Source organism: Actinomadura sp., assembly GCF_044508335.1.
In the GTDB taxonomy this organism is placed as follows: domain Bacteria; phylum Actinomycetota; class Actinomycetes; order Streptosporangiales; family Streptosporangiaceae; genus Spirillospora.
The window spans coordinates 35,995-55,475 of record NZ_JBIQHY010000012.1; the positions used below are offsets into that span (position 1 = coordinate 35,995).

Sequence of the window (19,481 nt, forward strand, 5' to 3'; positions counted from 1 at the left end):
GGGGCCCGCCATGGGGCCCGCCATGGGGCCCGGCCGCCGCCCCCCGGATCGGCCATGTGCCGTCGGCGGCCGCCCGCAACCGACCCAACTCCGCCGCCGGTGCCTTCGGAACACGGGCGCCGACCAGCCGCATCGCCGCGGCGACCGGCCCGGCCAGCTCTTCGACCACCTCATCGGGAACCTCGACCACAGCACCCCCGCGACCGCCGGCACTTGCAAGACGGACAAGACCCTAGCCGCCGGCCGGGACATGTTCTCCGCTATCCGACGTCCTCGGAGGCTTCGCCGGGGCCGTGGAGGTCGGCGAGCGCGACGTGTTCGGCCACCTCTTCGATGTCGCGGCAGTACGCGACGAGCCGTCCCCGCCGAGTCACCACGAACCATGCCTCGCCTTGCCGTGCGTCGCGATGCTGGGCTTGAGCGAGGGTCAGGTCTCCGTCGTCGAGGGCGACCACTTCGACGCGTATCCCGTCCGGCCCTACCAGGTGCCGCGGATTGGCCATGGCTCGCAGTGTGCACCTGTCGAGGGGCGGGGTCCATAGGTCGCCGTGTGCCGGCGGCAACTGATGGGACGCGGGCGGACCAGGCGGCCGTGAACGTGGGGCATAGCGGGTTCTATGCGATTTTCGGCGCCCGCCGGAGTGTCAGATCTCGGCCGCCGGCGCGCCCGCCGGCTGGATGAACACCCCGTCCGCCTCCACGGTCACGCCTTCGGCGTCGGAGATCGACGCGACCACGAAGACCTTGCGGCCCTCTTCGCGGACGATGCTCGCCTCCAGGTGCAGCGGCCCGAGGGGAGTGCCGCGCCGGTAGCGCATGGTGAGCGTCCCGGTGAAGGTCGTGCGGCGCATCGCGGACGCCGTCACGCCCATGATGTGGTCGAGGAGCATCGCCGACACCCCGCCGTGCACCAGACCCGGCGGCCCCTCGTACGCCGCGCCCAGGACCACGTCGGCGTGGCACCCCGACGAGTCGTGGACGACGTTCAGGGGCGGGGCGATCGCGTTCGCCGCGCCCACGACGGCGTTGCCCCAGTTCCAGGCCCGCAGCTCGCCGTTGTACCTGACGCCGGCGGGGCCGGGCAGCTGGGAGGCCCGCAGCCGGCCGACGAGCGCGGCGACCTCCTCGCGGACCCGGTGGACCTCGTCGTCGTCGACCGTCGTGCGGATCGCCGCGTCGACCAGTTCGCGGACGGTTCCGGCCAGCGACGCCAGCACCGCCTCCCGGCGGTCGACCTCGGGGGTCGGCGTGTCGTCGCGGACGAACCCGCCCACGCCCACCGCGCCTGCATCGGGGAAACGGCCGCTCGTCATGCGCAGACCGTATACCGCGCGGACGCCGGCCGACAAACTTCACATAGATGTTTCTATGTGTCGATCGGGGGTCTCGCCGGGCCGCCCCGACCTACAATCGGCCCGTGACTGAGCCCTCGTCCGCCCGGGGCGCGGAGCCGGAGGACCCGGCCGGCGCCGGCCCCCGGCTGAACGCGCGGGGCGCCCGGCTCAACCGGCGCGGCCTGGAGACCCGCGCCCGCGTCATCGGGACCGCGATCGACATGCTCGCCGACAGCGAGCACGGCGGCGGGGTCAGCGCCAACCTCGTCGCGAAGCGCGCCGGGGTCACCTGGGGCACGGTCCAGCACCAGTTCGGCGGCGTCGACGGGCTCTGGGCCGCCGTCCTCGAAGAGCTGGGGGACCAGGGCGACATGCTGCCGTGGACGGAGGCGGACGACGGCTCCGTCCACGAGCGGATGAGCCGCATCGTCGACGCCCTCTGGTCGGGCCTCGACTCGCCGGCCGGCCGGGCGGTGGCGGCGCTGCGGAGCCTGCTGCCCCGCAACACGGCCGAGTTCACCGAGGCGTACCCGCGGACGGCCGAGCAGCTCGGCCGCTGGGAGCGCCGCTGGCGGCGCGCCTACGCGCGGGCGTTCCGCGGGCTCGTCGTCGACGCGTACCGGCTGGAGCGCGTCCGCCACCTCCTGCCGGCCGCCGTCCACGGCCTCTATCTGGAGCAGCGCCTGAGCACCTGGACCGACATCGACGACGCGCGCGCCGTGCTGGCCGAGTCGATCGCGGGCTACCTCGACCGCCGGGACTGACGGGCCGGGGGCGCCGGGCACACCACCGCCCGCGGCCGCCCCGGTTCGAGGCGCGCCGAAATATGGAGCTTCTTCACGAATTGGTATTGCCGGAGAGTGGAACGGGATAATCTAATGATCTTCGATCCCGCACGATTCGATCCCGCACGATGTCCGGAGACAGGGGCACCATGACCGAACAGCAGCCTCCCGTCCAGATCCCGACGGACGTTCCCGCCTCCGCGCGCATCTACGGATGGACGCTCGGCGGCAAGGACAACTACGAGATCGACCGGCAGTTCGCGCTCCAGCACCTCCCCGCGTTCCCCGAGATCCTGGACATCGCGCGGGAGAACCGCCTGTTCCTCTACCGGGCGGTGCGCTACCTGGCCGAGGAGGCCGGCGTCCGGCAGTTCATCGACATGGGCTGCGGGCTGCCGACGGAGAACAACGTCCACCAGGTCGCCCAGCGGTTCGCGGACGACCCGCGGGTCGTCTACGTCGACATCGACCCGATCGTCCTGGTGCACGGGCGGGCGCTGCTGGCCGACAACGGGACCACGACCGTGATCAACGTGGACATGTGCGACCCCGAGGCGGTGCTCACCCACCCCGACACCCGGCGGCTGATCGACTTCTCCGAGCCGCTCGCGGTGCTCTACCTGTCGGTCGGGCACCACCTGTTCGACCAGGACGACCCGCGCAAGGTGGTGCACAGCGTCTTCGACCGCGCGGTCCCCGGCAGCCATCTGGTCTTCACCCAGATCGTCTCGGACGACCCCGAGCGCAGGGCGGCGATCGACGCCGCCGCGAACGGCGCGGGCATGCCGTGGCGGACCCGCAGCCGCGCGGAGGTCGGCGCGCTGCTGGCCGGCCCGACCCCCGTCGAGCCCGGCCTGGTCGACATCCGGCGGTGGCGGCCCGACCCCGACCAGCCGCCGCTGGCCCCGGTTCCCGCCGAGCTCGCCCAGTTCGTCGGCGCCTCCGAGAAGCACGGCGACCTCTGCGAGTACGGGGGCGTCCTGGTCAAGTGACGCCGGTCAGACGGGCGTGATCGGCAGCGCGCGGCGGGGCTCGAACGCGAAGCCGGCGCCCGTGCTGAACCGCACGACCGCGACCTCGCCGGCCTCCGGGGCCGGCCGGTCGCGGCGGACGACGGCCAGCCGCCATCCCTCGGCGGTGCCCGCGGCCTCGACGTCCAGATGGGCGTCGGCGGCGCGGACGATCGCCTGGAGCGGGGCCGTCCAGCCGGGGCCGCACAGCGAGATCCAGGCGCCGTCCTCGTGCGCGGGGGACGGCCGGACGACGATCTCCGCGCCGTCGGCCTCGGCGTCGACGTAGGCCGCGGGATTGAGGAGCGGGTGGAGCGCCAGCAGCCGGGCCGCCCCCTCCGCGTCGCCGGGCAGGTCCAGCGCGCGGGCGAGCCGTTCGGCGGCGATGCCGGCGATGCCCACCAGCTGCTTGCGGCGGATCCGGAGCAGTTCGTCGGCGCCGGCGGCCCGTTCCGCCACGGCGAGGGCGAAGGCGTGGTCGAGCAGGTGCATCTGCAGGCACACCTCGTCGGCGATCCGGGCCAGCGCGGAGCGGGAGAAGGCGGCGAAGTCCAGATCGGACAGCAGCGGGCCCGAGTAGTCGGCGAGGCCCTCGTCCGCCGGGTCGATCGGGGCCAGGTCGAGGTTCGCGGCCCGGGAGCGCTCGTTGACCGCGAGCAGGGGGATGCCCTTCGCCTCCGGGTGGGACTCGTCGATGGTGACCGTCCAGGCGCAGTGGGGGCGCCGGTCGGCGGGCGTGCGCGGCGGCCGGTGGATCGGCCGCACCCGGGCCTTCGGGTTGGTGGCGACGGCGGTCGCGTCGAAGGTGGGGTCCTCGATGTCGTGGCACATGGACCGGACGTAGTCCTCACCCATCGGCTCGACGTCCATGAGCGCGCCGCAGTGGTCGAGGTGGAACTCGCCGTGCCGCCGGTCGTGGACGGTGTAGCGGAAGTCCATGAACTGGGGCGGCGCCCCGATGTCGAGCTGGAGTCCCTTGAAGATGGTCGGGACGTCGCCCTTGCCCGGCACCTCGGGGGCGTAGCCGAGCGCCCGCTGCATCCGCCGGGTGTAGATCGGGCTCGACGCCGCCCACTCCTGGATCGCGATCCGCGCCATCTCCTCGCGGCCGAACGCGGAGATGCACCACGCCATCCCGGAGCGGTCGATGAGCTGCCCGATCAGCAGCAGTTCGGGCACGAGGACCGCGAGCCGCTCCCGGGGCAGGTCGGCGTAGCGGCTCGGGCGCGGCTGGGGCATCTGCCGGTCTCCTCGGTCGCGGGGGTGCGGTCAGCGGGGGGCCAGGCCGAGCCGTGCGGCCGTCCTGTCGAGGTACTTGAGCACCGTGGCCTCGTCGGCGTCCGGCACCCCCCAGATCAGCTCGGAGGCGCCCGCGGCCTCCCATTCGGCCCGGGCCTCGGGGGTGGGTTTCCTGGTGACCAGGATCCGCACGTCGGGCTCGCCCGCCCGCCCGGCCTCGGACCACTCCTTGCGCAGCAGGTCGGCCCGCGCGGCGATGTCGGTCTCGATCGGGGTGGTCATCCAGCCGTCGGCGTTGCGGGCGATCCACTTCATGGTCTGCGGGCCGCCGCCCGCCCCGATGATCACCGGGATCCGGCCCCGCGGCGGCTTGGGGTAGGCCCAGCTCGGCCCGAACGACACGAACTCGCCGTCGTAGGACGCCTCCTCCTGCGTCCACAGGGCGCGCATGGCCTCCAGGTACTCCTTGAGGACGGTGCGGCGCCGGTCGCCGGGGACGTGGTGGTCGGCCAGCTCGTCGGTGTTCCAACCGAAGCCCGCGCCGACCGTCACCCGGCCGCCCGACAGATGGTCCAGGGTCGCGAGCGTCTTGGCGAGGGTGATCGGGTCGGACTCCACCGGCAGCGCGACCGCGGTGGCCAGGCCGATCCGCCGGGTCACCGCGGCGGCGGTCGCCAGCGACACCCACGGGTCGAGGGTGCGCAGGTAGCGGTCGTCGGGCAGGTCCTTGCCGCCGGTGGGGTGCGAGGCGTCCCGGCGGACCGGGATGTGGGTGTGCTCGGGGACGTAGAAGGTGTCGAAGCCGCGCTCTTCGGCGGCCTTGGCGAGGGCGGCGGGGGCGATGCCCCGGTCGGAGGTGAAGAGCACGATTCCGTTGCGCATGGCGCCATAGTAGAACGTGTTCTACATACTCTGGAATACTGACTGGACAGCTGTCTATCCGGAGGAGCAGCATGGCCGTCCGCGTCCTGCACGTGGCGACCGGCAACGTCGGCCGCATCGCCCTGGCGCAGCTGATCGAGGATCCCCGCTTCGAGCTGGCCGGGCTCGTGGTGTCCAGCCCGGAGAAGGTCGGCCGCGACGCCGGTGAGCTGGCCGGGCTCGACGTGGTCACGGGCGTGGCGGCCACCGGCGACCTCGGCGCGGCGCTGGCCGCCCGGCCGGACTGCACCGTCTACTGCGCGCTCTCGGAGACCCGGCTGTCCGAGGCGCTCGACGACGTCCGGCGGATCCTCGCCGCCGGCAGCAACGTCGTCGCCTCCTCGCCGGTGCCGCTGATCTACCCCTGGGGCCTCCTCCCGGACCGCATGATCGACCCCATCGAGAACGCCTGCCGCGAGAGCGGGGTGAGCGTCTTCGTCACCGGAGTGGACCCCGGCTGGGTCAACGACCTGCTGCCCTTCGCGATCGCCAGCACCTGCCAGCGGGTCGAGCAGGTGCGCTGCTCGGAGATCGCCGACTACGCGACCTACGACGGCGGCCCCGTCATGTTCGACTTCATGGGGTTCGGCAGGCCCGTGGGCGACCTGCCGAAGATGTTCAAGCCGGGGATGCTGGCGGCGTCCTGGGGCGTCAGCCTCCGGATGATGGCCCGCGGGTTCGGTTTCGAGCTGGACGACATCACCGAGTGGTTCGAGCAGGAGCCGGCGCCGGAGGCGTTCGACGTGGCCGCCGGGCACATCCCCGCGGGCGGAGTGGCCGCGATGCGCTTCCAGATCCGCGGGATCGCCGCCGGCCGGGAGGTGCTCGTCATCGACCACACCACCAGGCTGCGCGGCGACCTGCGCCCCGACTGGCCGCAGCCGGCGCAGGACGGCGGCTCCTACCGGCTGGAGATCGCCGGCGAGCCCTCCTACCGCGTGGACGTCTGCCCGTCCAGCGCGAGGGGCGACCACAACTACGCCGCGATCGCCGCCGGAGCCGGGCGCATCGTCAACTCGATCCCGGACGTCGTCGCGGCGCCGCCGGGCCTGCGTACCCCGCTCGACCTGCCCTTCAACACCGGCCGCGGCGTCTTCGCGACGGCGCCGGCCGACTGAGACCCCGCCGGAGAGAGGAGACCAGTGATGGGACGCGTGGCCGGGAAGGTCGCCCTGATCAGCGGAGGCGCGCGCGGCATCGGAGCGGCCGGCGCCCGCGCGCTGGCCGCCGAGGGGGCCAGGGTCGTGATCGGCGACATCCTCGACGACGAGGGCGGGGCCGTCGCGGACGAGCTGGGCGACGCGGCCCGCTACGTGCACCTCGACGTGACGCGCCCCGAGGACTGGGCGGCCGCGGTCGAGACGGCCGTCGGCGAGTTCGGCCGCCTGAACGTCCTCTTCAACAACGCGGGGATCGCCAACGGCGCCGCCATCAACCGGTTCAAGCTGGAGAAATGGCAGCGGATCATCGACGTGAACCTCACCGGCCCGTTCCTCGGCATCCGCGCGGCCACCGACGCGCTGATCGCGGCCGGCGGCGGCTCGATCATCAACAACTCCTCCATCGAGGGCCTCCGCGGCACGTCCTGGGCGCACGGCTACGTGGCCTCGAAATGGGGCCTGCGCGGCCTGACCAAGTCGGTCGCCGTCGAACTCGCCCCGTACGGGATCCGGGTCAACTCGCTGCACCCGGGACTGATCCGCACCCCGATCACCGAGGGCATCCCGGACGACATGGTCCCGATCCCGCTCGGACGCCCGGGGCAGCCCGAAGACGTCGCCTCCTTCGTGGTCTTCCTCGCCAGCGACGAATCGTCCTTCGCCACCGGCTCCGAATTCGTCATAGACGGGGGCACCGTCAGCCAGATCCCGCACAAGGCCTGACCGCGCCGGGCACCCGGGAGAGGGGAGGCCGGGTGCCCGGCGACGGTGTCAGGCGGCGTAGGTCTCGAACTCGGCGACCCTGGGGGTGCCGTTCGAGCCGGTGATGTTGAAGGTGATCTTCCGCAGCGAGACCGGGGAGAAGGCGATGACGCCCGCGCCGCTGCCGGAGGCCAGGACGGCGCCGGTGTCGTGGTCGAGGACCTGCCAGGAGCCGATGTTGCCCACGGCGTCGGCCGCCTCCCGGATGTTGATCTTGGACACCGTGGTGGCGGAGCCCCACTTGATCGAAATGGAGCCGGTCGAGCCGTTCGGCGACCAGTAGGTGCTCATGTCACCGTCCCGGACGTTGCCGTAGCTCGTCCCGCTTGCCTTGCTCGATCCATCCGAGCCCGCGCCGATGCTGAGGTTCGTCCCGCTGGGCGGATCGGTCGGCGTGGGGTCGGTGGGCGTGGGGTCGGTAGGCGTCGGCGTCGGGTCCGGCGACTGAGGTGTGCAGTTGCCGTCCGACACCCGCAGGCCCTTGTTGGCGCCGGCCGTCTGGCTCACGATGTCCGGCACGCAGGAGGCTCCGTCGAGGCTGTAGGAGTACGGAATGCTGACCGAGGTGTTGGACTGCACGTTGGGGCCGGCCGGGTGGTTCTCCTCGCCGGGCCGGCTCCAGGTCACGTTGTCGAAGATGTTGCCGCTGACCTGCCAGTAGCCGAGCTCGTCGGTGTAGAAGGTGCCGAGGACGTCCTTGGAGTCCTCGAAGTAGTTGTTCTCCACCTTCACGTGCGCGCCGACCCGGGAGTTGATGCCCGACTTGCTGAGGCCCACGAAGTGGTTGTCGTAGGTGTGGGCGGTGCCGGCGCGCAGCAGCGGCGTGCGCGAGTCGATGTTCTGGTACAGGTTGTGGTGGAAGGTCACGAAGCCGTTCGACGTGTCGCTCTCGCTGGACCCGATGAGCCCGCCGCGGCCGGAGTTGCGCAGGATGCTGTAGGACAGCGTCACGTACCGGGTGTTGTTCTTCATGTCGAAGAGCCCGTCGAACCCTTCGTCCTCGCCGCCCGACGCCTCCAGGGTGACGTGGTCGACCCAGACGTTGCGGACGTCGCTCTCCATGCCGATGGCGTCGCCGCCGTTGGACGTGGGCGAGCCCGACTTCTTGACGTTCCGGACGGTCACGTTCTGGATGACGATGTTGCTGGACTGGCGGATGTGGATGCCCAGCTGGTCGAAGACGGCGCCGCCGCCGACCCCGACGATGGTGACGTTGCTGATGTCCTTGAGCTCGATCTTGTCGTCGGCGGTGTTGCAGCTGTCGCCCGACACCTTGCTGGTGTTGCCGTGGTTGATCGTGCCCTCGACCTGGATGGTGATCGGGGTGCTGCTGCTGGCCCGGTTGCACAGCGCCGCGTGGATCGCGGTGCCCGTGGTGGCGCGGACGGTCTGCCCGCCCGCGCCGCCGGTGGTCCCGCCGTTCTGCGTCGCGTAGCCGGTCGCGCCCCCGGCCGCCGCCGACGTCTGCGGCGTCGACAGGACCACGCCGGCGGTCGCCGCGAGGGCCGCCGCGGCCGACGCCGCGGAGAGTCTCAGTGCCGATTTCCGTCTCATGCTCGCCTTTCCTTCCGTGTGTGCCGGTTCTGTGCGCTGGTCCCGGCGGCTGGGCTACGGCGTGGCCGTCCGGCCGCCGAAGGTGACGACGAGGTGCCCGTCCGAGGCGAAGTACCAGCCGAGGGAGCCGGCGTAGGACCCGCAGCGGGAGCCGTTGGAGCCGGTCCAGAACTGGTTGGAGCCGTCCGCGTTGCCGGCGGTCTTGTCGTTCGACCCGTCGCCGTCGAAGCGGCAGGAGGTGTTGTTCCGGAAGACGGAGCTGCCCGCGTCGAAGGAGAAGTTGCGTTCCTCGTTGTCGATGCTGACGTTGTCCGAGATCGTCATCGAGCCGGGGTTCCGGTTGTAGGTGAACCCGTGGTGGCCGTTGCCGACGGCGAAGGACCGCCGGACGACGTGGTCGACCGGGATGTCCTCGCCGCCGAGCTTGTAGCCGTTGCGGTCGCCGTTCCCGGCCTGTCCGCCGTTGCTGAGCGTGCCGTTGCCGAAGGACAGGGAGTCCTCGATGGTGACGGCGCCGATCGGGCCCGTCTCGTCCTTGGTGTAGAGGTCCCAGCCGTCGTCGATGTTGTTGTGGGACACGTCGTAGCGGAAGACGTTCCCGGGGCCGGAGGTCAGCTTGGCGGCGAACCCGTCGGCGTCCTCGCCGTCGGAGTCGGCGTTGTCGTGCGACTCCGAGCTCAGGATGAGGTTGTTGGACGGCCACTGGCTCTGCGGGGTGTCGGAGCTTCTGCGCGAGAGCTGGAGCCCGGTGTCGCGGTTGAAGCGCGTCACCGCGCGCTCGATGACGTTGTTGCTGCCGCTGACGAAGATGCCGTTGTCGCCGGCGTGCTCGACGACGATGCCGTACACGTGCCAGTACGACCCGTTGACCGCGAGCCCGCGGTTGGCGGAGTCCTCGCTCATGGCCGAGAAGTTCAGGACGGGCGTCTCGCCCGGGTAGGCCGACAGCCGCGTGCGGGCGCCGGAGGTGCCGCCGCTGCCCTGCGGGATGGTGATCGTCTGCGAGTAGCGGTACGTCCCGCCGCGCATGTAGATGGTGCCGCCGGGGGCGATCCGGCCGATCGCCGAGGTGAGCGTCGTCGGGTCCGACTGCGTCCCGGACGCTCCGTCGCTGCCGTTGGGCGCCACGTAGAGCACGTCGCCGCCGGGCGGCTGGGTGTCGCCGCCGTCCGTCTCGGCGTCGATGTAGTCGATGTTGGGCAGCCCGTTCGCGGTGGTGGGCGTGAACCGGACGGTGTTGCCGCCCGCGTGCACCGGCACCGTGAGGGTCTTCGTCGCCCAGGTGTCCCACGAGCCGGTGCTCTCGAACGACGCGGACCCGGTCGCGGACCCGTTCACCGTGACGTCCGCGGGCCGCGCGGTGCCGGTGCCGTTGGCGAACCGGACCCTTAAGGTCGCCGTGCCCGCGGCCGGGGCGTTCACTGTGAACTGGGCGTAGGCGCCGACCTCGTTGTCGCCGTTGCAGAACCCGCGGCCGGAGTAGCCGCCGTGGTCGGAGTCGATGGTCCCGCTGCACACCGCCGGGGGCTCCCCGGCCTCGTACCGGACGGTGTCGGCCTGCGCCGCGTTTCCGGTCAGCGCGACGAGCGCGCCCGCCAGCAGGGTGCCGCAGGCGATGAAGGATGTCCTTTGCATTGTCGTCTCCAAGCTCGGTCGGCTTGGCCGACCCAGATTTCGGGGGAAAGGCGCGGCGGAGAACTCGCGGGGGCGGCGATGGTCGGGTCACCGGCGCATTCCGCCGCATCGGATCGCTGTTCCTGGGTGGTTTCCGGCGGGGGCGGCGGGGCTCGCCGGCGGGGGAGCGGGCGCATGGCTGGGGCCCTTCTGTGGCGGCTGCGGCTGCGGCGATGCGGCCGCTTCGTGGCGGGGGGCGGACCGGACGGGTCGGCGGTCCGGTGCTAAAGAAAGCGCTTTCTCACACGGTAGGCGTTCACCCGGAACGCGTCAATGAACCTGCCGTTCTTTCATATGGCCGGCGGGGGAGAATTGCGCGGCGGTTTCGCTGAGCCAGCTGAAGGCCGCGTCCTGCATGGGCCGGTCGAATTGGTGGGCGGTGTCGAAGAATGCGCCGGTGTAATGGCCGGGCGCATTCCGGTAGGCCGCGGTGATCTGGCGGTGGGCGCGCCGCATGCCCTCGGCGGGGAAGAGGGGGTCCGCGGTCGCGTAGAGGACCATGAGCGGTGCGGGGGCGCGGGCCGCGACCACGCCGGGCCAGTCGGCCAGGCGGGTCAGGCCGGGCGGGAACAGCATCCAGGAGTGCGCGGCCACGTGCTCGTCGCGGAAGTCCCGGAAGGACGCGACCATCGCCGCCACCGCGACCGCGGCGATCCCGGGGTCGAGCGCGCCCAGCAGCGCGGCGCGCGCCCCGCCGCCCGACAGGCCGATCGCGCTGACGGACCCGATGTCGGGCCGGGAGCGCAGGTAGGCGGCGGCCGCGAGGTCCTCCGAGGCGAGGACGCCCGCGAACGAGGTGCCCAGCAGCGCGCAGGACTTCGCCAGGACGTGCTCGTGGTCGCGGGCGGCCCGGTCGTAGCGGTCCGGGTCGCCGCCGGTCCCGGCCAGCGGGAAGCGGCGGCTGCCCCAGGCGAACACGTCGTGGGCGAGCACCGCGAAGCCGCGGCGGGCCAGCTCGCCCGCGTAGGCGCGGCGGCCGTAGAGCGCGGCGCGCAGCCGGACGATCTCCGCGACCGGCGGCTCCGGCCCGTCGGCGATCTTGTCCTTGCCCGCCCACTTCATCCCCGCGTGGCAGTGCATCGCGACGACCCCCGGCAGCGGGCCCGCGGCGTCCTCCGGGCGGAGCAGGTAGGCGCGGGTGCGCGGGCCGAACCCGACCGTCCAGGACAGCTCCTCTCCAGCCAGCCCCGCATCGGTCCAGCGGCGCTCGACCCGGACGTCGCGGGCGCTCAGCTCCAGGACGCCCAGCGCGTCGCGGAGCCGCTCGGGCAGGCCGGGCCCCGGCGGCGGGAACAGGCCCAGGTCGCGTGCGGCGATCTCCGCCAGGCCTGCGAACTCGCCGAGCATCAGCCCGCCCTCCTGGTCCCGCCGGCGGTGAGGGCGACGGGGGCGCCGGTCGCCGCCGACAGGTTCGCGGACACGCCGATCATCACGCTCGCGACCCCCGCGCGGTACCCGGCCCGGCGGGCCAGCGGATCCTCCGAGGGGCCGCGGAACACGTCGTCGAGCAGCAGCGCGTCGCCGCCGCCGTGCGCTCCGGCGCCCCGCTCGACCGGGACCTCCTCCGGCCTCTCCCAGTGCCGCTGCAGCACCAGCCGCTCGGACGCGCCCTCGGCGTGCTCCTTCCCCGACGCGGTCGGGTCGATCGCGGCGTGCGGCGGTGTCCACGCCCGCTCGACGACGTCCAGCTCCAGCCGTCCCGCGGTGCCGTTGAACAGCACCCGGTACCCTTCGGCGGGCGCGTGGGCGTTGAGCGAGTAGGTGAGCAGCGCGCCGCGCTCGTACCGGACGAGGACCGCCATGTTGTCGTCGATCGTCACGCCCTCGCCGAACACGTCCTGGTCGCGGATGTAGCCGTCCTCGTGCTCGGCGTCCAGGTAGAGGCGCTTCAGCCGGGGGTCGGCGGACATGTCCAGCAGGAACGGGTCCGTGCCGAGCCCCGGAGCGTCGAACGCCCGCGCGGGACGGGCGGCGAGCCCGCGCGCCCGGGCGTTGCCGGCGCCGTAGAAGCGCAGGGACGCCTGGGCGTAGACGGACGCGGCCGCGTCGTCGATCCACCAGTTGACCAGGTCGAAGTGGTGGGTGGCCTTGTGCACCAGCAGGCCGCCCGAGTTCGCCCTGTCCCGGTGCCAGCGGCGGAAGTAGTCGGCGCCGTGGATGGTGTCGAGCGCCCACGAGAAGTGCACGGAGGTGACGTCGCCGATCGCGCCGTTCATGATGAGCCGGCGGACGGCGCTGTTGCGGGGCGAGTAGCGGTAGTTGAAGGTGACGATCAGCCTGCCGGCGCTCCGCTCGGCCGCGGCGGCGATCGCCGCGCAGTCCTCGGCGGTGGTGCACAGCGGCTTCTCGACGATGACGTCCTTGCCCGCGTCGAGGGCCTCGACCACGTAGCGGGCGTGCGCGGCGTCGACGGTGGCGACCACGACCGCGTCGGCGAGCCCGAGCATCGCGCCGAAGTCCTCGGGCGCGAAGCACGGCACCTCGCGGCCGATCAGGTCCAGGTAGTAGCGCAGCCGCGTCCGGTTGGGGTCGCAGAGCGCGGCGATCTCGCCGGTGTCGCTCCACGCGCCGAGCAGCGCGTCGACGTACATCTGCGCCCGGTGGCCGAGCCCGACGAAGGCGTATCGCATGGGGGACTCCTGAGAGCGGGGGTGGCGCCGTGCGGCCCGGCCGTCTTCACGGGCCGCACGGCTCGTCGCGGGTTCGCCTGCGACGGGGCCTCTACTGGGACAGCGCGCCGTTGGCCTCGGTCAGGAAGGTCTTGGCCGCCTCGTCGGGCTGCGCCTTGCCGAACAGCACCGAGTCGGTGGCGCGCTTGAGGATGTCCTCCATCTCCATCGCGCCCTTCGGCGGGACGACGATCGGGCTGAGGTCGCTCTTGATCGAGTCCATGAACTCCAGCACCTTCTGGTCGGCCGGGGACAGCTTGCCCTTGATCGCGGCGATGACCTCGGCGTTGGTCGGCAGGCCCCGGTCGCTGAGCAGGATCGCGCCGGCGGCGGGGTCGTTGACCAGGAAGTCGACGAACTTCTGGGCGGCCTCCGCCCGCTCGGTCTTGGCCGAGATCGTGTAGTACATGGCCGGCTGCAGGAACATGCCGGAGGCGGTGGCGCCCGGCGCCTTCGGCATGCGCAGCAGGTCGAGGTCCTGGCCGGAGCCCTTGGTCAGCGCGTCGAGCTGGTTGCTCCACCAGCTCCCGAAAGCGCTTTCGTTGGTGGCGAGCAGCGCCTGGTCGACCTTGGTGCCGGTCTCCAGCATCTCGGCCGCGCTGGGCCCCGCCTTGGTGTCGATGATCTTCTGCAGGAGCGCCCACCAGTCCTTGATGGTCTGCTCGGAGAGGGCGACCTTGCCGCCGGAGTAGAACTGCTCACCGCGCTGCGCGGCGTAGATCTGCAGGAACGCGGGGTTCTCGTTGTACTCGGTGCCCCAGACCTTGCCGCCGCTCTTCTCGGTCACCTTCTGGGACGTCTCGATGTAGTCGTCCCACGTCCACGTCTTGTCGTCCGGTACCTTCTGGCCGTACTTCTTCAGGGTCGCCGTGTTGACGATCATCGGGAACGCGTTGACGCCGGTGGGGATCGCGAACTGCTTGCCGTCGACCTGGCCGGCCTTGATGACGCCCTGGTCGAGGCCGGCGGTGTTCACCTTCCCGTTCATGTCGGCGAGCATGCCGCGGCCCGCGTACTCGGCCAGCCCGCGGATCTCGATCGTCATGACGTCCGGCGCGTCGCCCGCGGCGGCCTTGGTGGCCAGCTTCTCGTAGTAGCTGTCCCAGTCGGAGAAGTCGCCTTCGACGTCGATCGAGGGGTTCTTCCGCTCGAACTCGGCGATGGCCGCCTCGGTCAGCTTCTGCCGGGAGTCGCTGCCCCAGTAGGAGAAGACGACCTTCGTCTTGCCGCCCGACTCGCCGTTGTCGCCGCTGCCGCACGCGGTGGCCGACACCGCGAGCAGGGTGGCGGCCGCGGCCGCCAGAATGCGCTTCATCTGTTGTACCTCCGGGGGACGGGAATGGGGGAGGAGGGGTTCGGGGGATTCGGTTCCTATTTGAGGCCGGTGGTCGCCACACCGCGGACGAGGTATTTCTGGCCGGCCAGGAAGAAACCGAAGATCGGGCCGAGCGAGATGATCGACATCGCGAACATCGGCCCCCAGGAGGAGTCGCCGCTGGAGTCCATGAACTGGCGCAGCGCGACCGGGGCCGTGAGTTTGTCGGAATTGGTCAGGTAGAGGTTCTGGGTGAAGAAGTCGTTCCACGTCCAGATGAACGTGAAGATCGCCGTGGTGGCCAGCGCCGGGACGCAGAGCGGCATCACCACCTGGAGGAACGTGCGGAAGTGCCCCGCGCCGTCGATGGCCGCCGCCTCGTCCAGCTCCCGGGGGAGGGTGCGGATGAACTGCACCATCAGGAAGATGAAGAACGCGTCGGTCGCCAGGAACTTGGGCACGACGATCGGCCAGATCGTGTTGATCCAGTCGATCTTGCTGAACGCGATGTACTGCGGCACGACCGTCACGTGGTGCGGCAGCATGATCGAGATGAGCATGACGGCGAACCAGAGCCTCTTCAGCGGGAACTCCAGCCGCGCGAACGCGTAGGCCGCGAGCGAGCAGGCGGCCAGGTTGCCGACGACCGCGAGGGACGTGATGACCGCGGAGTTCCACAGGTAGTAGCCGAAGGAGTGCTTGAGCGCGTCCCAGCCGCCGGAGTAGTTCGCGCCGGTCACCTCCGTCGGGACGAGCCCGGGCTCCCGGAAGATCAGCTCCTCCGGCTTGACCGAGCTGGAGACCATCCAGAGCAGCGGGTAGAGCATGAACAGCCCGAACACGATCAGCAGGGCGTGCTTGGTCAGCCGCGAGGCGGGCCGGAACAGCACCGGCACGCGCTTACTTGTCGTCGCCATAGAAGACCCAGAATCGAGACATGAGGAAGTTGACGGCGGTGAGGGCCCCGATGATGAGCAGGAGCACCCACGCCATGGCGGCCGCGTATCCCATCTCGTAGTTCTTGAAGCCCTTGAGGTAGAGGTAGAGCGTGTAGAAGAGGGTCGAGTCGACCGGTCCGCCGTTGCCGCCGCTGACGACGAACGACTGCGTGAACGACTGGAACGACTTGATGACCTCCAGCACCGCGTTGAAGAAGATGATCGGCGTGAGCAGCGGCAGCGTGATCGACCGGAACTGCCGGATCCGGCCGGCGCCGTCCACCCGCGCCGCCTCGTAGAGGTTCTGCGGGATCTGCCGCAGCCCGGCGAGGAAGATGACCATCGGCGCGCCGAACGTCCAGACGTGCAGCACGATCAGCGTCCACAGCGCGGTGTCGGGGCTGGTGACCCAGCCCTGGCCGGTGTAGCCGAACCAGCCGAGGAACGTGTTGACGATCCCGTCCGTACCGAAGATCTTCTTCCACAGGATCGAGATCGCCACGCTGCCGCCGAGCAGCGAGGGCAGGTAGAAGACCGACCGGTAGAACGACAGCCCGCGCAGCCCCTTGTCCAGCGCCAGCGCCAGCCCGAGCGCGAACGCCAGCTGCAGCGGGACCGAGACCACGACGTAGGTGGTCGTGACCTTCAGGGAGTTCATGTAGCGGTCGTCGGCCGTGAACATCTTGTCGTAGTTGTCCAGGCCGACCCAGTGGGCCTCGCTCAGCAGGCTGTAGTCGGTGAACGACAGGTACAGCGAGGCGATCATCGGGCCGAGCGTGATGGCGAACAGGCCGATGAACCAGGGGGCCAGGAACAGGTAGCCGGCCCACGCCTGCGAGCGGGCGCGGGAGCTCTTCCGGCGGGCGGTGCGGCGCGCGGCCGTCCGCACGGGGGGCGCGGCCGCGGGCTCGGCCGTACCCGTCACCGTGTCCGCCGCGGCGGGCCTCGACGTCATCACTGGCCCTTCGGTGAGTGGTAGCTGGTTTGAGATAGCGCTTTCTTAGCGCGAAGCCGGAGATGTCGTCAACCCTTTGCAGTGAGATTCCTCACTGACCGAGGGTGCCCGTTTCCGTGTATTTCGAGGTCAGGGCACGAGTCGAGGCCGGAGCCCAATCTGGCTGGCTCCGGCCCCGCTGCTTGTTACTACAACCGTTTGCAGTCGCTCAGGAGAGGCTGAACCGGTACTCCGTGGTCGAGGCGTACTCCTCGCCGGGGCGCAGGACCGCGGACGGGAAGTCCGGCCGGTTCGGCGCGTCGGGGAAGCGCTGGGTCTCCAGGCACAGCCCCGCGAACGGCCCGTACGGGGTGGCGCCGGCGTCCAGCATGTGGCCGGTGTAGAACTGGACGCCCGGCTCGGTGGTGGTGACCTCCATCGAGCGCCCGCTGCCGGGATCGGTGACCGTGGCCCGGCCCTGGAGGACGTAGCAGTGGTCGTAGCGGCCGCCGAGCCGCGCGCCGACCTCCGTGGGGACGGTGAAGTCGAACGGCGTCCCGGCGACCGGCGCGAGCTCGCCCGTGGGGATCTTCCCCTCGTCCACCGGCAGGTACCGGTCGGCCTCCAGCATCACCACGTGACCTCGTACGTCGCCGGAGCCGGCCAGGTTGAAGTAGGAGTGGTTGGTCAGGTTGACCACGGTCGGGGCGTCGGTGGTGGCCCGGTACTCCAGCCGCAGCGCGTCGCCGTCCAGCAGGTACCGGACGCTCGCCGTCAGCGTCCCGGGGTAGCCCTCGTCGCCGTCCGGGCTCACCAGGCTCAGCAGCAGCTCCGCCGGGCCGGCCGGCTCGGCCCGCCACACCCGCTTGTCGAAGCCGCGGACGCCGCCGTGCAGGCTGTTCTCGCCGTCGTTGACCGGGAGGCGGTACTCGGTGCCGTCGAGGGTGAACCTGCCGCGGGCGATGCGGTTGCCGTACCTGCCGACGACGGCGCCGAAGTAGCGGCTGCGGGTCAGGTAGTCGTCCAGCGTGTCGAGGCCGAGCACGACGTTCGCGCCGTCGGCCAGCTCCAGCCGCTGGACGGTGGCGCCGTAGGTGAGGACCGCGACGCGCAGCCGCCCGTTGTCGAGCACGTGCCGTTCGACCTTCTCGCCTTCCGGGGTGGCGCCGAACGCGATGTCGGGACTGGTCATGGAAGTCCTTTCGGGGGAGCGGTGGACTCGCGGACCACCAGGTGCGTCTCCAGCACGGTGGCCGCACTCATCGATTTGATGAGCAGATCGACGGCCATGCGCCCGGCGTCGGCGGTGGGCATGGCGACAGTGGTGAGCTTGGGCCGGTACAGGCGCCCGGTGATGGAGCCGTCGATGCCGATCACGCTGATGTCGTCCGGCACCGCGACGCCCATCTCGTCCAGCCCTTCGATGAGGCCGATGGCGACGAGGTCGTTGTAGGCGAGCACGCCGGTCACGCCGGCGGCGGCCACCCGCCCGGCGACGGCGACGCCGCCCTCCTCGGTGGGCGCGTTGGGGCCGATGACGACCGTTTCGAGGCCGGGCACGTCGGTGACGGCCCTGCGGATCTCGCCGCTGGTCCAGGAGCCGGACGGCCCCGACACGAGCGCGACGCGCCGGTGGCCGAGCCCGGCGAGGTGCTCCATCGCGGTGCGCGCGCCGCGGGCGACGTCCATGACGACGGTCGTCACGCCGCGGAGCCGCCGGTTGACCAGCACGAACGGTATCGTCTCGACCAGCCGCTCCAGCGCCTTGTTGGACGATCTGGGACTGCACAGCACGATGCCGTCCACCTGCTTGGAGAAGGCCATGACGAGCTCCTCCTCCTTGGCGGGGTCCTCGTCGGTGTCGGCGACGAACAGGTGGTAGTCCTGGGCGCGGGCGGCGGCCTGCGCCGCCTTGATCAGCGGCGGGAAGAACGGGTTGGCGAGGTCGGCCACGATCAGCCCGAGGTTGTCGGTCCGGCCCGTGGTGAGCGACCGCGCCGCCCGGTTCGGCCGGTAGCCGAGCCGCTCGGCCACCGCCAGCACCCGGGTCCGCGTTTCGGCGTTCACCATGTGCGGCGCGGAGAACGTCCGCGACACCGTGGACACATGCACGCCGCACGCGTGCGCGACGTCCCGGATAGTCACTGCCATGGCGACAAGCTTAACGCAACCGTTTGCACGTTCGGAGTGATCATTCACGTCATTTCTGCTGGTCGTACAAGGCTCACTTGACGGGGCGGGGATGCTGGCGCAATCGTTACTGCAACTGGTTGCAGCGAGCTGAGGAGTCCATGCGGTGAGCAGAGTGCTCGTCACCGGAAGCGCGGGCCGACTGGGCCGGAGCGTCGTCACCACCCTGGCGGCGGCCGGACACGAGGTGATCGGCGTCGACAGCGCCCCCGGCACCCCGCGGGAGGCCGCCGAGGTGCTGCCGGCCGACCTGACCGATCTCGGCGAGGCGCACTCGGCGCTCACCCGGTTCCGGCCGGAGGCGGTGGTGCACCTCGCCGCGATCGCCGTCCCGTTCGGCCGGACGGACGCCACGACCTTCCGGGTCAATACGCAGCTGGCGTTCAACGTCTGCGCGGCCGCGGTGGCGCTGGAGGTGCCGAAGCTGGTCGTCGCGAGCAGCCCGACGGTGCTCGGCTACGGTGCGCCCGGCGGCTGGACGCCCGACTACCTGCCGCTGGACGAGGAGCACCCGCCGCGGCCCTGGAACGTCTACAGCCTGTCGAAGCTCGTCGCCGAGCAGACCGTGCAGACGTTCGCCCGCTCGGCGGCCGGGACGCGGATGGCCGCGTTCCGGCCCTGCTTCGTCATCGCGCCCGAGGAGTGGGAGGGCGCGCCGACCCAGTCGGGGCACACCGTGCGCGAGCGGCTGGACCGGCCCGAGATCGGCGGCGTCTCGCTGTTCAACTACCTCGACGCCCGCGACGCCGGCGAGTTCATCGGCGCCCTCCTCGCCCAGCTCCCGGTGCTGGAGCGCAACGGCGAGGTGTTCTTCGCCGGGGCGGGGGACGCGCTGGCCCGCGAGCCGCTGGCCGAGCTGCTGCCCCGCTTCGTCCCCGGCACCGAGGAGGCCGCCGCCGCGCTCACCGGGACGTCCCCGGCGTTCTCGTCCGCCAAGGCCGAGCGGCTGCTCGGCTGGACCGCCAAGCGCAGCTGGCGCACCGAACTCGCCTGAGG

The 19,481-nt window shown here is 71.4% G+C and carries 19 protein-coding genes; 5 read left to right on the top strand and 14 right to left on the bottom strand.

The features are described 5' to 3' along the window. The 3 genes from ACIWVC_RS07155 to ACIWVC_RS07165 all read right to left on the bottom strand — a co-directional run. The coding region (locus tag ACIWVC_RS07155; RefSeq protein ID WP_396453930.1) for a hypothetical protein at nucleotides 1–190 on the bottom strand (190 nt) is incomplete at its 3' end. Between the two features lie 70 nt (nucleotides 191–260). After that, a complete protein-coding gene (locus tag ACIWVC_RS07160; protein ID WP_396446510.1) occupies nucleotides 261–503 on the bottom strand; it encodes a hypothetical protein in 243 nt (80 codons plus the stop codon). 141 nt (nucleotides 504–644) lie between these two features. Then, nucleotides 645–1,313 carry a PaaI family thioesterase gene (locus tag ACIWVC_RS07165; protein ID WP_396446509.1) on the bottom strand — a complete coding sequence of 223 codons (669 nt, stop codon included), beginning with the start codon at nucleotides 1,311–1,313 and terminating at the stop codon, nucleotides 645–647. A 104-nt stretch (nucleotides 1,314–1,417) separates the two neighbouring features. On the opposite strand from ACIWVC_RS07165, the gene ACIWVC_RS07170 reads away from it, so the two are divergent. Both ACIWVC_RS07170 and ACIWVC_RS07175 read left to right on the top strand, forming a co-directional pair. Further along, nucleotides 1,418–2,098 carry a TetR/AcrR family transcriptional regulator gene (locus ACIWVC_RS07170; RefSeq protein WP_396446508.1) on the top strand — a complete coding sequence of 227 codons (681 nt, stop codon included), beginning with the start codon at nucleotides 1,418–1,420 and terminating at the stop codon, nucleotides 2,096–2,098. Nucleotides 2,099–2,268: 170 nt separating this feature from the next. Then, nucleotides 2,269–3,111: an SAM-dependent methyltransferase gene (locus tag ACIWVC_RS07175; RefSeq protein WP_396446507.1), complete on the top strand. Its 843-nt coding sequence runs from the start codon at nucleotides 2,269–2,271 to the stop codon at nucleotides 3,109–3,111. 6 nt (nucleotides 3,112–3,117) lie between these two features. Here ACIWVC_RS07175 and ACIWVC_RS07180 read toward each other — a convergent pair whose 3' ends face one another. Beyond that, nucleotides 3,118–4,368 carry a hypothetical protein gene (locus ACIWVC_RS07180; protein ID WP_396446506.1) on the bottom strand — a complete coding sequence of 417 codons (1,251 nt, stop codon included), beginning with the start codon at nucleotides 4,366–4,368 and terminating at the stop codon, nucleotides 3,118–3,120. Between the two features lie 30 nt (nucleotides 4,369–4,398). Beyond that, entirely contained in the window at nucleotides 4,399–5,250 is an 852-nt protein-coding gene (locus tag ACIWVC_RS07185; RefSeq protein ID WP_396446505.1) for an LLM class F420-dependent oxidoreductase, read from the bottom strand. 71 nt (nucleotides 5,251–5,321) lie between these two features. On the opposite strand from ACIWVC_RS07185, the gene ACIWVC_RS07190 reads away from it, so the two are divergent. Both ACIWVC_RS07190 and ACIWVC_RS07195 read left to right on the top strand, forming a co-directional pair. Beyond that, nucleotides 5,322–6,407 carry a hypothetical protein gene (locus ACIWVC_RS07190; protein ID WP_396446504.1) on the top strand — a complete coding sequence of 362 codons (1,086 nt, stop codon included), beginning with the start codon at nucleotides 5,322–5,324 and terminating at the stop codon, nucleotides 6,405–6,407. Nucleotides 6,408–6,434: 27 nt separating this feature from the next. Further along, complete coding sequence (locus tag ACIWVC_RS07195; protein ID WP_396446503.1) at nucleotides 6,435–7,172, top strand: glucose 1-dehydrogenase; 738 nt, start codon at nucleotides 6,435–6,437, stop codon at nucleotides 7,170–7,172. 48 nt (nucleotides 7,173–7,220) lie between these two features. Here ACIWVC_RS07195 and ACIWVC_RS07200 read toward each other — a convergent pair whose 3' ends face one another. From ACIWVC_RS07200 to ACIWVC_RS07240, 9 genes are all read right to left on the bottom strand, one after another. Next, entirely contained in the window at nucleotides 7,221–8,765 is a 1,545-nt protein-coding gene (locus ACIWVC_RS07200) for a pectate lyase (protein ID WP_396446502.1), read from the bottom strand. Between the two features lie 54 nt (nucleotides 8,766–8,819). After that, the gene (locus ACIWVC_RS07205) at nucleotides 8,820–10,400 is read right to left on the bottom strand and encodes a carbohydrate-binding protein (protein ID WP_396446501.1); all 1,581 of its coding nucleotides are present in this window, start codon (nucleotides 10,398–10,400) and stop codon (nucleotides 8,820–8,822) included. 309 nt (nucleotides 10,401–10,709) lie between these two features. Beyond that, complete coding sequence (locus tag ACIWVC_RS07210; RefSeq protein WP_396446500.1) at nucleotides 10,710–11,786, bottom strand: dienelactone hydrolase family protein; 1,077 nt, start codon at nucleotides 11,784–11,786, stop codon at nucleotides 10,710–10,712. Further along, entirely contained in the window at nucleotides 11,786–13,069 is a 1,284-nt protein-coding gene (locus ACIWVC_RS07215) for a Gfo/Idh/MocA family protein (protein ID WP_396446499.1), read from the bottom strand. Before ACIWVC_RS07215 ends, ACIWVC_RS07210 begins: the two co-directional genes overlap by 1 nt. 91 nt (nucleotides 13,070–13,160) lie before the next feature. After that, on the bottom strand, nucleotides 13,161–14,423 hold the full coding sequence (locus tag ACIWVC_RS07220; RefSeq protein ID WP_396446498.1) for an ABC transporter substrate-binding protein: 1,263 nt from the start codon (nucleotides 14,421–14,423) through the stop codon (nucleotides 13,161–13,163). 56 nt (nucleotides 14,424–14,479) lie between these two features. Beyond that, nucleotides 14,480–15,340: a carbohydrate ABC transporter permease gene (locus tag ACIWVC_RS07225; RefSeq protein WP_396446497.1), complete on the bottom strand. Its 861-nt coding sequence runs from the start codon at nucleotides 15,338–15,340 to the stop codon at nucleotides 14,480–14,482. Next, nucleotides 15,324–16,316, bottom strand: a complete 993-nt coding sequence (locus ACIWVC_RS07230; protein ID WP_396446496.1) for a carbohydrate ABC transporter permease — start codon at nucleotides 16,314–16,316, stop codon at nucleotides 15,324–15,326. Before ACIWVC_RS07230 ends, ACIWVC_RS07225 begins: the two co-directional genes overlap by 17 nt. Nucleotides 16,317–16,524: 208 nt before the next feature. Continuing rightward, nucleotides 16,525–17,487 carry an aldose epimerase family protein gene (locus ACIWVC_RS07235; protein ID WP_396446494.1) on the bottom strand — a complete coding sequence of 321 codons (963 nt, stop codon included), beginning with the start codon at nucleotides 17,485–17,487 and terminating at the stop codon, nucleotides 16,525–16,527. Then, complete coding sequence (locus ACIWVC_RS07240) at nucleotides 17,484–18,446, bottom strand: LacI family DNA-binding transcriptional regulator (RefSeq protein WP_396446492.1); 963 nt, start codon at nucleotides 18,444–18,446, stop codon at nucleotides 17,484–17,486. The genes ACIWVC_RS07235 and ACIWVC_RS07240 overlap by 4 nt, the downstream gene beginning before the upstream one ends. A 145-nt stretch (nucleotides 18,447–18,591) precedes the next feature. On the opposite strand from ACIWVC_RS07240, the gene ACIWVC_RS07245 reads away from it, so the two are divergent. Continuing rightward, complete coding sequence (locus ACIWVC_RS07245; protein WP_396453931.1) at nucleotides 18,592–19,479, top strand: NAD-dependent epimerase/dehydratase family protein; 888 nt, start codon at nucleotides 18,592–18,594, stop codon at nucleotides 19,477–19,479. Nucleotides 19,480–19,481: the final 2 nt, after the last annotated feature.

Bases quoted from the DNA above. Each gene is read 5' to 3' on its own strand.
- ACIWVC_RS07235 (WP_396446494.1), bottom strand. From the start codon at position 17,487: ATGACCAGTCCCGACATCGCGTTCGGCGCCACCCCGGAAGGCGAGAAG.
- ACIWVC_RS07185 (WP_396446505.1), bottom strand. From the start codon at position 5,250: ATGCGCAACGGAATCGTGCTCTTCACCTCCGACCGGGGCATCGCCCCC.
- ACIWVC_RS07220 (WP_396446498.1), bottom strand. From the start codon at position 14,423: ATGAAGCGCATTCTGGCGGCCGCGGCCGCCACCCTGCTCGCGGTGTCG.
- ACIWVC_RS07205 (WP_396446501.1), bottom strand. From the start codon at position 10,400: ATGCAAAGGACATCCTTCATCGCCTGCGGCACCCTGCTGGCGGGCGCG.
- ACIWVC_RS07210 (WP_396446500.1), bottom strand. From the start codon at position 11,786: ATGCTCGGCGAGTTCGCAGGCCTGGCGGAGATCGCCGCACGCGACCTG.
- ACIWVC_RS07240 (WP_396446492.1), bottom strand. From the start codon at position 18,446: ATGGCAGTGACTATCCGGGACGTCGCGCACGCGTGCGGCGTGCATGTG.
- ACIWVC_RS07230 (WP_396446496.1), bottom strand. From the start codon at position 16,316: ATGACGTCGAGGCCCGCCGCGGCGGACACGGTGACGGGTACGGCCGAG.
- ACIWVC_RS07160 (WP_396446510.1), bottom strand. From the start codon at position 503: ATGGCCAATCCGCGGCACCTGGTAGGGCCGGACGGGATACGCGTCGAA.
- ACIWVC_RS07180 (WP_396446506.1), bottom strand. From the start codon at position 4,368: ATGCCCCAGCCGCGCCCGAGCCGCTACGCCGACCTGCCCCGGGAGCGG.
- ACIWVC_RS07175 (WP_396446507.1), top strand. From the start codon at position 2,269: ATGACCGAACAGCAGCCTCCCGTCCAGATCCCGACGGACGTTCCCGCC.
- ACIWVC_RS07195 (WP_396446503.1), top strand. From the start codon at position 6,435: ATGGGACGCGTGGCCGGGAAGGTCGCCCTGATCAGCGGAGGCGCGCGC.
- ACIWVC_RS07190 (WP_396446504.1), top strand. From the start codon at position 5,322: ATGGCCGTCCGCGTCCTGCACGTGGCGACCGGCAACGTCGGCCGCATC.
- ACIWVC_RS07225 (WP_396446497.1), bottom strand. From the start codon at position 15,340: ATGGCGACGACAAGTAAGCGCGTGCCGGTGCTGTTCCGGCCCGCCTCG.
- ACIWVC_RS07200 (WP_396446502.1), bottom strand. From the start codon at position 8,765: ATGAGACGGAAATCGGCACTGAGACTCTCCGCGGCGTCGGCCGCGGCG.
- ACIWVC_RS07165 (WP_396446509.1), bottom strand. From the start codon at position 1,313: ATGACGAGCGGCCGTTTCCCCGATGCAGGCGCGGTGGGCGTGGGCGGG.
- ACIWVC_RS07215 (WP_396446499.1), bottom strand. From the start codon at position 13,069: ATGCGATACGCCTTCGTCGGGCTCGGCCACCGGGCGCAGATGTACGTC.